The 12238-nt window shown below is 74.6% G+C and carries 16 protein-coding genes; 6 read left to right on the forward strand and 10 right to left on the reverse strand.

Annotation, left to right across the window (positions count from 1 at the left end; all coding sequences use genetic code 11):
• Nucleotides 1-74 precede the first annotated feature (74 nt).
• Together MUK52_RS18000 and MUK52_RS18005 are read left to right on the forward strand one after the other, a co-directional pair.
• Entirely contained in the window at nt 75-1112 is a 1038-nt protein-coding gene (locus MUK52_RS18000) for an HAAS signaling domain-containing protein (protein WP_284578239.1), read from the forward strand.
• A gap of 82 nt (nt 1113-1194) precedes the next feature.
• Complete coding sequence (locus tag MUK52_RS18005; RefSeq protein WP_114058999.1) at nt 1195-1866, forward strand: HAD family hydrolase; 672 nt, start codon at nt 1195-1197, stop codon at nt 1864-1866.
• Nucleotides 1867-1938: 72 nt separating this feature from the next.
• Here the strand turns inward: MUK52_RS18005 and MUK52_RS18010 are convergent, their stop codons facing one another.
• Entirely contained in the window at nt 1939-2205 is a 267-nt protein-coding gene (locus MUK52_RS18010; RefSeq protein WP_114058042.1) for a hypothetical protein, read from the reverse strand.
• Between the two features lie 190 nt (nt 2206-2395).
• Here MUK52_RS18010 and MUK52_RS18015 point away from each other — a divergent pair, with 190 nt between their 5' ends.
• On the forward strand, nt 2396-2779 hold the full coding sequence (locus MUK52_RS18015; RefSeq protein ID WP_030012939.1) for a cold-shock protein: 384 nt from the start codon (nt 2396-2398) through the stop codon (nt 2777-2779).
• 280 nt (nt 2780-3059) lie between these two features.
• Here the strand turns inward: MUK52_RS18015 and MUK52_RS18020 are convergent, their stop codons facing one another.
• From MUK52_RS18020 to MUK52_RS18035, 4 genes are all read right to left on the reverse strand, one after another.
• A complete protein-coding gene (locus tag MUK52_RS18020; RefSeq protein WP_114058041.1) occupies nt 3060-3941 on the reverse strand; it encodes a 1,4-dihydroxy-6-naphtoate synthase in 882 nt (293 codons plus the stop codon).
• Nucleotides 3907-4653: a futalosine hydrolase gene (locus tag MUK52_RS18025; RefSeq protein ID WP_114058040.1), complete on the reverse strand. Its 747-nt coding sequence runs from the start codon at nt 4651-4653 to the stop codon at nt 3907-3909. Before MUK52_RS18025 ends, MUK52_RS18020 begins: the two co-directional genes overlap by 35 nt.
• A 14-nt stretch (nt 4654-4667) precedes the next feature.
• Nucleotides 4668-5153 (reverse strand): DUF2771 domain-containing protein, encoded by a 486-nt coding sequence (locus MUK52_RS18030; RefSeq protein ID WP_114058039.1) that lies wholly within the window; start codon nt 5151-5153, stop codon nt 4668-4670.
• A 204-nt stretch (nt 5154-5357) separates the two neighbouring features.
• Nucleotides 5358-6731, reverse strand: coding sequence for an MFS transporter (locus MUK52_RS18035; RefSeq protein WP_114058038.1), 1374 nt, complete (start codon nt 6729-6731; stop codon nt 5358-5360).
• A gap of 383 nt (nt 6732-7114) precedes the next feature.
• Between MUK52_RS18035 and MUK52_RS18040 the strand changes: the two genes are divergently transcribed.
• On the forward strand, nt 7115-8023 hold the full coding sequence (locus MUK52_RS18040) for a DUF3027 domain-containing protein (protein ID WP_114058037.1): 909 nt from the start codon (nt 7115-7117) through the stop codon (nt 8021-8023).
• A gap of 211 nt (nt 8024-8234) precedes the next feature.
• Nucleotides 8235-8786: an RNA 2',3'-cyclic phosphodiesterase gene (gene thpR / locus MUK52_RS18045; RefSeq protein ID WP_114058036.1), complete on the forward strand. Its 552-nt coding sequence runs from the start codon at nt 8235-8237 to the stop codon at nt 8784-8786.
• 209 nt (nt 8787-8995) lie between these two features.
• Here thpR and MUK52_RS18050 read toward each other — a convergent pair whose 3' ends face one another.
• The 5 genes from MUK52_RS18050 to MUK52_RS18070 form a co-directional block, all read right to left on the reverse strand.
• Complete coding sequence (locus MUK52_RS18050; RefSeq protein ID WP_284578257.1) at nt 8996-9217, reverse strand: DUF7848 domain-containing protein; 222 nt, start codon at nt 9215-9217, stop codon at nt 8996-8998.
• Nucleotides 9217-9420 (reverse strand): hypothetical protein, encoded by a 204-nt coding sequence (locus MUK52_RS18055; RefSeq protein ID WP_284578259.1) that lies wholly within the window; start codon nt 9418-9420, stop codon nt 9217-9219. The genes MUK52_RS18050 and MUK52_RS18055 overlap by 1 nt, the downstream gene beginning before the upstream one ends.
• Nucleotides 9421-9508: 88 nt before the next feature.
• Nucleotides 9509-10342 carry a helix-turn-helix domain-containing protein gene (locus MUK52_RS18060; protein WP_284578262.1) on the reverse strand — a complete coding sequence of 278 codons (834 nt, stop codon included), beginning with the start codon at nt 10340-10342 and terminating at the stop codon, nt 9509-9511.
• Nucleotides 10339-10863, reverse strand: coding sequence for a DUF6879 family protein (locus MUK52_RS18065; RefSeq protein WP_284578264.1), 525 nt, complete (start codon nt 10861-10863; stop codon nt 10339-10341). Before MUK52_RS18065 ends, MUK52_RS18060 begins: the two co-directional genes overlap by 4 nt.
• Complete coding sequence (locus MUK52_RS18070; protein WP_284578267.1) at nt 10847-11053, reverse strand: hypothetical protein; 207 nt, start codon at nt 11051-11053, stop codon at nt 10847-10849. The genes MUK52_RS18065 and MUK52_RS18070 overlap by 17 nt, the downstream gene beginning before the upstream one ends.
• Nucleotides 11054-11219: 166 nt before the next feature.
• Here MUK52_RS18070 and MUK52_RS18075 point away from each other — a divergent pair, with 166 nt between their 5' ends.
• Nucleotides 11220-12209, forward strand: a complete 990-nt coding sequence (locus tag MUK52_RS18075; protein ID WP_284578269.1) for an aldo/keto reductase — start codon at nt 11220-11222, stop codon at nt 12207-12209.
• Nucleotides 12210-12238: the final 29 nt, after the last annotated feature.

Here is a 12238-nt window from a genome sequence, read left to right on the forward strand (position 1 = left end):
TATCCGCTGCGCCGTCGCGGGCTCCACGGGCGCACGCGCTACATTGCGGTGAGGGCGCCGGGGAGGATGCGGGCATGGGGATCGAGAGCGACCACCTCGTCTACGAATACCTGAGCAGGGTCGGGGACTTGGCGCAGCAGCGGCAGCTGCCGTCGGGCGACCGGATGCGGCTGGTGGCCGGGCTGCGGGACGAGATCGACCGGCGGCGGGCCAGGTACGAGCCGGAGACGCCGGCCGCGGTGCGGCGCATCCTGGAGCGGCTCGGCTCCCCGGAGGAGGTCGTCGACGGCGCCGGCCCCGGCGCCGGCCCGGCCGCGGACCCGGAGGAGGCCGCGGCGTCCGTGCCCGCCCAGCGGGGCCCTGACCGCCCGGCCCGCCCGGCCCGCCGACTGCGGCCCAAGCCCGCGCCGCCCGCGCCGCCCGCGCCGCCCGCGCCGCAGGCACCGGCGCCGCCGCACCTGGCGGGGCTGGCCGAACTCGGGTCGGACGACGGTGCGGAGCCCGACTGGTGGCGGGTCGCGCCGGGTCCGTACGGGACGGGACCGCAGGTGGAGGGATTCGCCGGCGGGATCGAGATCCCGGAGCTGTTCTCCCGGCCGGAGGACCGGGACGGCGCGGGCCCGGCCGCGGCGAAGGATGCGCCGCAGCGGGAGCAGGAGCAGAAGGAGAAGCAGACCCTCCTGCGGCACCTCCGCGAACGCCGCCGCGCCCGCAAGGCCGCCGCCGCCCCCGCGGCTCCGGCCGCCCCCGCCGCCGCCCCCGCCGCGGCGGCGCCGCGCCCGAAGCCGCACGCGTTCCTGCTGCTCGCCGCGGCCGTCCTCGCCGCCGGCGCGGCCGCGGGGTCCTGGCTGCTGCTGGCCGGGGGCTGGCTGCTGGCGTACGCCTCGCGCGTCCTCGGGCCGGCGGAGCGCAAGGCGGTCGTCTTCGGGGTGCCGGGCGCGGTGTTCGCGGGGGCGGTGGTGTGGCTGTGGGGCCGCCTGGAGGGCCGGTGGGGCGCACCGCTGGCCGACGGCAGCCTGGGCGCGGTGTTCCAGGACATGTGGCCCTGGCTGGCCAGGACGGCCGCCCTCGCCTCGGCGGCCTACCTCCTGTGGCGCTCCCGCCGCCGCTGACGGCATGCCCCCGAGCGCTCCTGCTCCTGAGGATGCCCGCGCCCCGGTCGGCACCCGCGCCCCCTTCGGCACAATGGCCCGCATGAGCTCCGAGACGACCGCCGCCCCCGCCGGGCCCGCCGACGCCGGCGCGCCCGCACCCCTCACGGTCGGGTTCGACCTCGACATGACCCTCATCGACTCGCGGCCCGGCATCAGGGCCGCCTACCTGGCGCTGTCGGCGGAGACGGGTACGTACATAGACGCCGACGCCGCGGTCTCCCGGCTGGGGCCGCCGCTCGCCGAGGAGCTGGCGCACTGGTTCCCGCCGGGCGAGGTCGAGGCCGTCGCGGACCGCTACCGGGAGATCTACCCCGCCTACGCGATCGAGCCGACGCGCGCCCTGCCCGGGGCCCGGGAGGCGGTGGAGGCGGTGCGGGAGCTCGGGGGCCGCACCGTCGTCGTCACGGCCAAGCACGAGCCGAACGCGCGCCTCCACCTGGACCACCTGGGCATCCGCCCGGACGCGGTCGTCGGCTGGCTGTGGGCCGAGGCGAAGGCGGTGGCGCTGCGCGAGCACGGGGCGCAGGTGTACGTCGGCGACCACGTCGGGGACGTCCGCGGGGCGCGGGCGGCCGGTGCGGTGTCGGTCGCGGTGGCGACGGGGCCGTGCCCGGAGCGGGAGCTGCGGGAGGCGGGGGCGGACGTCGTCCTGCCCGACCTGACGGCCCTGCCGGCCTGGCTGGCCGGATTCGCGCGCGTCCGGAACCCCTGACGGCCCCTCGGCGGCCCCTCCGTCCGGCCCCGCCCCGGACCGTTCGGTCCCGGTCCGGGTCCGGCGCCCCGGCTACGCCTGCCCGTCCGTCCCGACGGCCGCGCGGGCGGCCCGGCGCTGGGCCCCCGCCGACCGCAGGACCCCGGCGGCGGAGATCGCGAAGCCGACGCCCATCAGCATGCAGACCGCCCAGGCGTACGGCGGGAACGGGTCGATGTCCAGGAACAGCGGGGCCATCGTGGCCAGCGTGGCCAGGGCGCCCGCGATGAACACGACGCCGCCGGCCTTCACGAGGCCGTCGCCGGGCCGCGGTTCGTCAGGGTGAGGAGTAACAGTCACCCCACCAGGGTAGTTCCCTGGCCTGAGCGGCCGACAGCCGTGGAGCCGGTGAAGGTCCGGGGAACGTCTTGTCACCTGCTCAACGCCCACTAGCCTGGAGTCGGCGGGTCACCCATGGCCCGCTGCGCTGTTATCCGGAGCCGCCGCGGCGGCCCACCGGACCCGACGAGCACAAGGACAGAGGACGGACGTGCCCACCGGCAAGGTCAAGTGGTTCAACAGTGAGAAGGGCTTCGGCTTTCTCTCCCGAGACGACGGCGGCGACGTCTTCGTGCACTCCTCGGTACTCCCGGCCGGGGTCGACGCCCTCAAGCCGGGCCAGCGGGTCGAGTTCGGCGTCGTCGCGGGCCAGCGCGGCGACCAGGCGCTGTCCGTGACGGTGCTGGACCCGGCGCCGTCGGTGGCGGCCGCCCAGCGGCGCAAGCCGGACGAGCTGGCGTCGATCGTGCAGGACCTCACGACGCTGCTGGAGAACATCACGCCGATGCTGGAGCGCGGCCGCTACCCCGACAAGGTCCACGGCACGAAGATCGCGGGCCTGCTCCGCGCGGTCGCCGACCAGCTGGACGTCTGAGCCGCCGCCGGCAGCCCCGCGCCGGCCGCCGCCCGCCCGCCCCGGTGCCCCGCCGCTCCTCGCAAGCGGCGGGGCACCGGCGTCGGTACGGGCGGGCACGGGGCCGGCCACAGCACTAGGGCCTGTATCGAGTTGCCCCGCGGCGTCGCGACGCCCGGCACGCACCCTCGGCGCACGAGCCGAATGTCCTCGTAGCGGAGCTACGAGGACATTCGTCCCGCGCGCCGAGGGCACGCACCGAACGCCGCTCCTTGCTCCACGGGGCAACTCAATACAGGCCCTACGGGAAGGCCAGCGCGTCCGGCGCCACCGCCGGGACCAGCCCCTCCGCCGCCGCCCGCGTCAGCAGTCCGCGGACCGCCGCGTACCCGTCCTCGCCGAGGTCGGCGGTGAACTCGTTCACGTACAGCCCGATGTGCTGGTCGGCGACGGCCGGGTCCAGCTCCTGCGCGTGCGCGCGCACGTACGGCCGGGAGGCCTCCGGGTCGTCCCACGCCATCCGCACCGAGGTCCGCGCGGACTCCGCCAGCGCGCGCAGGGTCTCGGGCCCCAGCGAGCGCCTGGCGATGATCGCGCCGAGCGGGATCGGCAGGCCGGTGGTGGTCTCCCAGTGCTCGCCCATGTCGGCGAGGCAGTGCAGCCCGTAGTCCCGGTACGTGAACCGGGCCTCGTGGATGACGAGCCCCGCGTCGACCCGGCCGTCGCGCACCGCCGGCATGATCTCGTGGAACGGCAGCACGACCACCTCGCCGACCCCGCCGGGCAGCACGTCCGCCGCCCACAGCCGGAACAGCAGGTAGGCCGTGGAGCGCTCGCTCGGCACCGCGACCGTCCGCCCCGCGAGGTCCAGGCCCGGCTCGCGGGCCAGCACCAGCGGCCCGCAGCCCCGGCCGAGCGCGCCGCCGCACGGCAGCAGCGCGTACTCGCCGAGCACCCACGGCAGGACGGCGTACGACACCTTCAGCACGTCCAGCTCGCCGCGCTCGGCCATGCCGTTGGTGAGGTCGATGTCGGCGAAGGTGACGTCGAGGGCGGGCGCGCCCGGCACCCGGCCGTGCGCCCACGCGTCGAAGACGAACGTGTCGTTCGGGCACGGCGAGTAGGCGATCCTCAGCGCGGCGCCCGGGTCACGGTCGGCTGCGGTGCTCACGGCGGTGCTCATGCTGCTCTCCCCAGTGGACGAGTACGGGCCCCAGCGCGCGGAATCCCGCGGTGAGGGCGGCGAGCGCGTCCCCGATCCGCCAGGCGTCGCGGTCCCGCGGGCCGACGGCGTTCGAGATGCCGCGGACTTCCAGGACCGGCAGCCCGTGCGCCGCGGCCGCCTCGGCGACCCCGAAGCCCTCCATGGCCTCGGCGCCGGCCGACGGGTGCCGGGCGGCGAGGGCGGCGGCCCGCTCGGCGGTGCCGGTGACGGTGGAGACGGTCAGGACGGGTGCGAGCAGCGCCCCCGCGGCCTCCCCGGCGTGCGCGGCGAGCTCGGCGGGCGGCAGGTGCACGCTCCGCCCGAAGCCGAGCTCCTGGACGGGGACGAAGCCGTCCGCGGTGTCGGCCCCGAGGTCGGCGGCGACGATCGCGTCGGCGACGACGAGGCTGCCGGGCGGGGCGGCAGGCTGGAAGCCCCCGCCGATCCCGGCGGAGACGACGAGCCCGTAGTCGCCGAGCGCGAGGGCCGTCGCCGTCGCGGCCGCCGCGGCGGCCGGGCCGACGCCCCCGGCGAGCACGTCGGCGGCGAGCCCCGGCAGGTCGCGGCGCAGGACGGCGTAGCCGCCCGGCAGGGTGCGCGGCTCCGGCACCGCCGGATCCGGATGAGGGGTGAGCCCGGCGGCGACGGAGTCCGCCTCCGCCGCCACCGCGGTCACGATGAGCGCGCGCACCGTCGCCTGCGCGGTTACTTCAGCTTGACGTTGAAGGCCCAGACGGCGAGCGGCTTGCCCTCCGCGCTGACCTGGACGATGTTCAGCTTCTTGGAGGACGGGGCCTCGCCCTGGCCGCCGGTGGCGAAGATGTCGGCGCCGGGGAAGCTGCGGTAGGTGTTCGACGACGGCTCGGTGATCGGCTGGCCGTCCAGGACCGCCTGCCACCGGTTGCCGTCCTCGACGACCTCGGGCTCGACGCCCAGCCGCAGCGTGTCGCCGCGGCCGTAGTCGATGGTCTTGGCGTCACGGATGTCGGTGAGGCACTCCTGGACCTTCTCCATGGAGAGTTCCTTGGAGTCCGTGCAGGCGGCCTCGGAGGACACCGACGACGTGCCGACCGTCACGGTCGCGAGCGGCGTCGGCTTGTCGCAGGCCGAAAGGAGGAGGAGGCCGGCGGACACGGCTCCGAGAGCCGCGACGCTGCGGCGGCCCTTACCCGAGATAAGCGGTGCGGTCATGAGCCGAAGGCTATCGGGCCGGTCGCCCCCGCCGCCGCACGGGGTCCCGCCGACCTGCGGCGTGCCGCCGCGCCGCGTCCCCCGCCCGCCGCAGCCGCCGCCCCCTGCCGGCCGCCCGCCGCCCCGACCGGTCCGGCGCCGACCGTCCGCCCGCCTGCGGCCCGCCCGCCGCCCGGGCCGCCGCACACGGCCGCCCGGACGGCGTCACGCGGCGCGCGTCCGGGCGGCGCCCGGACGGTCGGGGCGGGGCGCCGACAGCAGGCCCCGTACGGCCGACGCGGTGCCCGCGGCGACGATCGCCGCGGCCACCGACATGCCCAGCACCCCGTTCAGCGGCAGCGCGATCCCGATCGCGCCGCCCAGCACCCACGCCACCTGCAGCAGCGTCTCCGACCGGGCGAACGCGGAGGTCCGCACCGACTCCGGGACGTCCCGCTGGATGGTGGCGTCCAGCGACAGCTTCGCCAGCGCCTGGCAGAACCCGGCCGTCGCCCCCAGCACGGCCACGAACAGCCCGCTGAAGAACACCGCGGCCAGCACCGCCACCCCCAGCGCCAGCGACAGCACCGCCGCGATGATCGCCTCCGGGGCCCGCGCCCGCAGCCACGCCCCGACCGCCGTCCCCGACGCGTTGCCGAGGCCCGCCGCCACGCCGACGATGCCCAGCGACACCGCCGCGCTCTGCCCGGACAGCGGGTGCTCCCGCAGCAGGAACGCCAGGAAGAAGATCAGGAAACCCGACAGGGCGCGCATCGCCGCGTTCGCCAGCAGCCCGCACAGCACCGAGCTGCTGACCGTGCGCAGGCCCGGCCGCCGCGAGCGCGGCTCGTGCGTCGACAGCACCACCCGCCGCTCGCCCTTGGCCTCGTCCACCTTGTGCGGCAGGCGGAACGCCGCGACCGTGCCCCCCACGAAGATCACGCACGCCCCGTACAGCGGCCACGGCGGCCCGATCGTGTGCAGTCCCGCCGCGACCGGCGCGGCCGCGCCCGTGGCCAGCAGGCCCGCGAGCGTCACCCGCGAGTTCGCCTTCACCAGGGAGAACCCGGCCGGAAGCAGCCGCGGCACCACCGCGCTGCGCACCACCCCGTACGCCTTCGACGCGACGAGCACGCCCAGCGCCGCCGGGTACAGCTCGATACCCCCCGTGGCGACCGCCCCGGACATCGTCAGCGCCAGCAGCGCCCGCGCCAGCATCGCCCCGGCCATCGCGGCGCGCCGCCCGTGCGGCAGCCGGTCCAGCAGCGGGCCGATCACCGGGGCGAGCACGGTGAACGGCGCCATCGTGATGGCGAGGTACAAAGCGACCCGGCCGCGTGCCTCGTCCGTGGGAACGGAGAAGAACACCGTGGACGCCAGCGCCACCGTGATCATCACGTCGCCGGCGCCGTTCACGGCGTGCAGCTCGATCAGCTTGCCCAGGCCCGACTCGCCGGCCCCGTGCGCGTGCGTCGCGCGCCGGATCCCGCGCGCCGCACCGGTGACCGGCAGGTGCAGGGCACGCCCGACGGCCCGGCCGGCCCGCCTGGCCGGTCCCGGGCCGCCGCGCGACGACCGTACGGGTGCCACACCCGACATACTGCCCCACCGGCCCGGCGCCGACCCGCCGCCCCCGGGCTCCCGGGCGCGCCCCGGCACCCCCGCGGGGGCCGTCCGCGGCCGCGGGCCGGCCGCGTCCGTGCCGCCGCCTTGTCCGCGAATCGGACCTTGCATGTGGGCGAGGGGCTCCGGAGGAGGTAGCGTGCGTAGCGCGCCACCGGCGGTTGCTCTTGGCGGCGCGCCTCTTCGCGATCCCGCAGAATGGATGGCAGGTAGGTGCGCCCGGGACCGATCGGGTGCGGACGTCGACGCGGCCCTCTGGTCCGCTCCGCCCGCGCCTCGCACGGACAGGACCGACGGGTCGTTGTGGACGACGGGACGGACGGCGCACTCGTGAGACGGCGTAGGAGAGAACGAGACCTGTGAGTGCTGCGACGACGCGAAGCCGGACCCCCGACCGCCTGTGCGCCGAGGCGGTGGACCTCGCCCGCGGGGCGGCCGAGGAGCTTGCCGCGCCAGGCGTCGTGGGCGAGCACGTAGGGATGGTCGCGGAGGGCGACCGCGTCGTCACGCACTTCTTCGAGTGCAAGGACGCCGGCTACCGCGGATGGCGGTGGGCCGTCACCGTGGCGCGCGCCTCCCGTGCGAAGTACGTCACCCTCGACGAAACGGTGCTCCTTCCCGGCTCCGACGCCCTCCTGGCCCCCGAATGGGTGCCGTGGAGCGAGCGCCTGCGGCCCGGCGACCTCGGCCCCGGCGACCTGCTGCCCACCGACGCCGACGACCTGCGCCTGGAGCCCGGCTTCACCGGCGAGGACGCGCCGCCGCCGAACTCGGCGGTCTCCGCGGAGATGGCCGAGCTCGTCGAGGCGGAGGACGCCGACGTCACCGACCGCACCGCCGTCCCGGTCCGCGGCTCCATCGCCGCGGTCGCCGAGGAGCTCGGCATGCGGCGCGCCCGCGTCCTGTCCCGGTACGGGCTGCACTCCGCCGCCGACCGCTGGGACGAGGCCTACGGCGCGAAGACCCCGATGGCGCAGGCCGCCCCCGCGTCCTGCGTCTCCTGCGGCTTCCTCGTCGCCATCGGCGGCTCCCTCGGCCAGGCCTTCGGCGTCTGCGCCAACGAGTTCGGGCCCGCCGACGGCCACCTGGTCTCCCTCTCGTACGGCTGCGGCGGGCACTCCGAGGCCGCCGTCATGCCGAAGCCGCTGCGGCCCGCGCCGCCGGTCCTCGACTCGATGGCGTCGGACGAGTTCCCGCTGCGGCCCGCCCCCGACACCGGCTCGGTGCCGTCGACGGACCTCCCGGCCGCGGACCTCGGACACTCGTAGCACCTCGAACGGCGCCGCCCCGCCGCCCCCTTGGCGGCCCGCACGCCAACGCGCCCGCTGCGCCGCGCGGTTCGCCCGCACGCGCCCCGACACGCCGTACGGGCGCCCGGCGTTGGGCCGCGGATCCCGGCGGCCCGTACGGTGCGCCCGTACGCGAACCCGCGCGCCGCGGCGGGAGGCGTCGCGCGCACCCGCGGGCTACGCTCGCGCCATGAGGCTGTTCGCCGCGGTGCTGCCGCCCCCGGAAGCCGTCGCCGAGCTGCGCCGGGCCCTGGAGCCCGTCCGCGACGACCGGCTGCGCTGGACCGGTGAGGACGGCTGGCACTTCACGCTCGCCTTCATGGGCGAGGTCGGCGACGCGCTCCTGCCCGACCTGCACGCCCGCCTGGAGCGGGCCGCGCACCGCACCGAGCCCTTCACCCTCCGCCTGCACGGCTTCGGCCGCTTCGGGGACCGCGCCCTGTGGGCGGGCGCCGCCGGCGGCATCGACGCGATGAGGATGCTCGCCGAGCGGGCGGACGCGGCGGCCCGCCGGGCGGGCGTCCCCATGGACCGCCACCGCCGCTACACCGCCCACCTCACCGTCGCCCGCAGCGCCGGCGGCACCGGCCTGCGCCCGTACGCGGAGGCCCTCGCCGGCTTCGAGGGCACGCCGTGGCAGGTCGGCGAGCTCAGCCTGGTCCGCAGCAGCCTCCCGGTGAGCGGCGTCCCCGGCGAGCGGCCCCGCTACGAGGTGGCCGGCGCCTGGCCCCTCGGCGGCTGACACCCGGCCGCGGGGGCCGCAGCCCGGCCCTCGGTACGGGGACCGGCGGCGGCCGCGTTACGCTCGACGGGTGGATCCCAAGACCCGAAACCGCGTGATGGCCGGTGTTCTCGTGCTGATGTTCTTCGTCGTGGCAGTGGCGGCCGCCGTCGGACAGTAGAGCCCGCCGCCGGCGGCGGCTCCTGCGCCTGCCGCTCCTGAACACTGCCTCACCCGGCCCGCACCACCATGGCGAACGACGTGCAGATCCGCCGGAAGCCGCGATGGCTGCTCATGCGGGTGTGGCTCATACACTCGACGTCGACCGCCGCACTGTCCGTCGACGGCTCCGCCTTCCACTTGCAGTGCAGGCACTCCGCCTCGTAGGTCACGTCCGTGTCCGGATGCCGCGTGATCCGGTGCGTCAAGAACCGCAGGACCGCGCGCGCCATCACTCGGCCCCATGGTCTTCCCGCAGGTGCGTGCGGAGCACGACGTTCGCGTCCGTCACCTTGGAGTGATCGCCGACCGACCGGGCGTTGGCTCGGGTCACGGCGATGCCGAGGCACTGCCTGCATCCCGCGACGGGGTCCGGGTCTCCCGCCGGAAGGGTCAGGTACACCGGCCCCGCCATCGTCGTCTTGGGTGTGCTCATCCGTACGACCTCCTGACTGTTCGCCTGCCGAAGGATGATCCCCCGGGGTGCGCACGGGGTGACGCGTCAGTCGCGTAGTCGACTGAAGTCATGCACGGCAAGCGGCGGACCAGGCGGCGAGGCGCGCCCGAAGGTCTTCTCCGAAGAGGGCGTGTTCCTCGTACCCGGCGAACTCCTTCAAGTAGGCCTGAACGTCTCGGCCGTCGCGGAGTACGAGGCTTCCCGCCGTCGTCTCGATGGTGACCAACGCGGCGTCGTAGATGGTGAACGTGCTCAGGGGGGTTCGGGGCGTCGGTGCGCCTAGGGGAATCACGCCGATCTGAACGTTCGGGAGGTAGGACAGGGACGCCAGCCGGTCCATCTGCTCGGCCAGTGCCAGTGGGGAGACGACCGGCCAGCGAACCGCCTGCTCGGTCAGAACGAAAGTGAACCGCTTGGAGACGTCGTAGAGGACGGCTTGCCGTCCCAGCTTCCCTGCTACGGCCTTGCTCGTGTCGGCCGTCGAGTGAGCCAGGCTCGCCCGTACGTACTCCGGTGTCGCGAGCAGGCCGGTGACCATGGAGAGCAGGAAGTACCGCATCTGCGTGGAGGACGCTTCGAGCGACTTCAGCTCGGCCTGTCTCGTGCCGAGCCCCTTGCGCCGAAGCTCTCGGACGTTCCGCCACTCGGTGTTCGCCATCCTGGCGAGGGCGGAGACCTCGGCGACCAGTGCCGGTGGAGCGTCCAGCGCTCGCAAGATCTGTTCGACATCGATCAGGGATGGCCGTGTCCGGCCGTTCTCGATCCGAGACACCTTCGACTGGGACATGTTGCAGCGCGCCGCGAGCCGGTCCCCAGAGAGGCCGGCTCGCTTGCGCAAGTCCCGAAGCAAGCAAGCGAGCTCGGCACCGGACTCACCAAGCTGCTCGGCTTCGAACGTCACTCCGTCACGCGCTCCGCGTACTCCAGGAAGGGAACCGACTCGGCAACGGCGATGCGCTGCCACTCGACGAACGGCGCAGGGTCACCTTCGTACAGCTCCCGGCTGATCTGCGTGCCGTCGCCCTCGTAGTGCATCAGGACGACCGTCGAGCGGTCGAACATCCAGAAGTCGTCGACGTCCGGCAACGGGTTCTCCCGCTCGGTCACGTCCAGGATACGGATGTCCTCCCCGGCGAGCACGTGTGGGGCGTAGTAACGCGAGAACTCGAAGCGCAGGTACTCGGAGAGCGGTCGTGTCAGGACGTGTACTCGCCCCTTGCACCTCCCCTCGCCGCGCAACCGCCTCAGGTCTTCCGTGTACGCGGACGCGTAGGCATGCGGGTCGACGCGTTTGCCTGCCCGAAAAGCTTCGAGTTCTTTCGTCTCCTGCGGTACGAGGTACTGGGGCAGGGTCTCCAGCCGCCACGCCTCCGACCGGAAGCCCCGGAACATCGCCCGCCACTCGTCACCATCCAAGAGCACGAACGGCCTCCCGAAGAACGCTCTCGGGAATCTCCACGAGCCCTTCCCCCTGCGGGGGAGCGAAGGCGTCGGATACGTCGCCCTGAACCACGATGGAGCCGGAAGCGGTGCGGTAGACGTTCGGGCAGTCGTCCTCTCCACACGTGCCGTTGCCATTGCCGGTGAGCCGAGTCAGTTCTTCGCGTGCCATGCGGAACTCCTTTGGCCTGTCAGCCCGGTCGGGCCGCCCGAGACGACCGTACGGGGGCCGCTCGCGGCCGTCCATGCACAGACGCGACTATGCGCGTTGTCGCATAAACGGGCGGGCGAGTGGCGCTCTTGCCTGGAGTGGGCTCGAAGCAGTTGGCTTGTGCCTCATGAAGTACACGCAGCTCGGACGCACCGGACTCAAGGTCAGCCGACTCGTCCTCGGCACGATGAACTTCGGCCCGCAGACAGACGAACCGACCAGCCACGGCATCCTGGATGCCGCGCTCGACGCAGGTCTGAACTTCGTGGACACCGCCAACGTGTACGGGTGGGGTGAGAACAAGGGCCGCACCGAGGAGATCATCGGCAGCTGGTTCGCCCAGGGTGGCGGCCGGCGGGAGAAGACGGTCCTCGCCACCAAGGTCTACGGCTCCATGTCCCGCGAGGGCGAGAGCTGGCCCAACGAGGACCGGCTGTCGGCGCTGAACATCCGCCGGGCCGTCGAGGCCAGCCTCAAGCGGCTCCAGACCGACCACATCGACCTGTACCAGTTCCACCACATCGACCGCCGGACCCCCTTCGAGGAGATCTGGCAGGCCGTCGACGTGCTGATCCAGCAGGGCAAGATCCTCTACGCGGGTTCCTCGAACTTCCCCGGCTACAAGATCGCCCAGGCCAACGAGACGGCCGCCCGGCGCGGGATGGTCGGCCTGGTCAGTGAGCAGTGCCTCTACAACCTCGCCGAGCGCCGCGCGGAGATGGAGGTCATCCCGGCGGCCCAGGACTACGGCCTCGGGGTCATCCCCTGGTCCCCGCTGCACGGCGGCCTGCTGGGCGGGGTCATCAAGAAGGAGGCCGAGGGCGGCCGGCGGTCGTCGGGGCGGTCGGCGGACGCGCTGGCCAACAGCTCGGTGAGGGCGCAGGTGCAGGCATATGAGGACCTGCTCGACAAGCACGGCCTGGAGCCGGGCGAGACGGCCCTCGCGTGGCTGCTCACGCGCCCGGGCGTGACGGGTCCGATCGTCGGCCCGCGCACCCCCGGGCAGCTGACGAGCGCGCTGCGCGCCTTGGAGGTGGAGCTCAGCGAGGAGGTCCTCGCCGGACTCGACGAGATCTTCCCGGGGCCGGGCCCGTCCCCGGAGGCCTTCGCCTGGTGACCGGGTAGGGCCTCGTGTGCACGGCCGTC

It is taken from the genome of Streptomyces sp. 2P-4, from assembly GCF_030167965.1.
Taxonomy (GTDB): domain Bacteria; phylum Actinomycetota; class Actinomycetes; order Streptomycetales; family Streptomycetaceae; genus Streptomyces; species Streptomyces globosus_A.

Coding starts and splice junctions, on each gene's coding strand:
- MUK52_RS18000 (WP_284578239.1), top strand. CDS start 75: ATGGGGATCGAGAGCGACCACCTCGTCTACGAATACCTGAGCAGGGTC.
- MUK52_RS18005 (WP_114058999.1), top strand. CDS start 1,195: ATGAGCTCCGAGACGACCGCCGCCCCCGCCGGGCCCGCCGACGCCGGC.
- MUK52_RS18020 (WP_114058041.1), bottom strand. CDS start 3,941: ATGAGCACCGCCGTGAGCACCGCAGCCGACCGTGACCCGGGCGCCGCG.
- MUK52_RS18030 (WP_114058039.1), bottom strand. CDS start 5,153: ATGACCGCACCGCTTATCTCGGGTAAGGGCCGCCGCAGCGTCGCGGCT.
- MUK52_RS18035 (WP_114058038.1), bottom strand. CDS start 6,731: ATGTCGGGTGTGGCACCCGTACGGTCGTCGCGCGGCGGCCCGGGACCG.
- thpR (WP_114058036.1), top strand. CDS start 8,235: ATGAGGCTGTTCGCCGCGGTGCTGCCGCCCCCGGAAGCCGTCGCCGAG.
- MUK52_RS18050 (WP_284578257.1), bottom strand. CDS start 9,217: ATGGCGCGCGCGGTCCTGCGGTTCTTGACGCACCGGATCACGCGGCAT.
- MUK52_RS18055 (WP_284578259.1), bottom strand. CDS start 9,420: ATGAGCACACCCAAGACGACGATGGCGGGGCCGGTGTACCTGACCCTT.
- MUK52_RS18070 (WP_284578267.1), bottom strand. CDS start 11,053: ATGGCACGCGAAGAACTGACTCGGCTCACCGGCAATGGCAACGGCACG.
- MUK52_RS18075 (WP_284578269.1), top strand. CDS start 11,220: ATGAAGTACACGCAGCTCGGACGCACCGGACTCAAGGTCAGCCGACTC.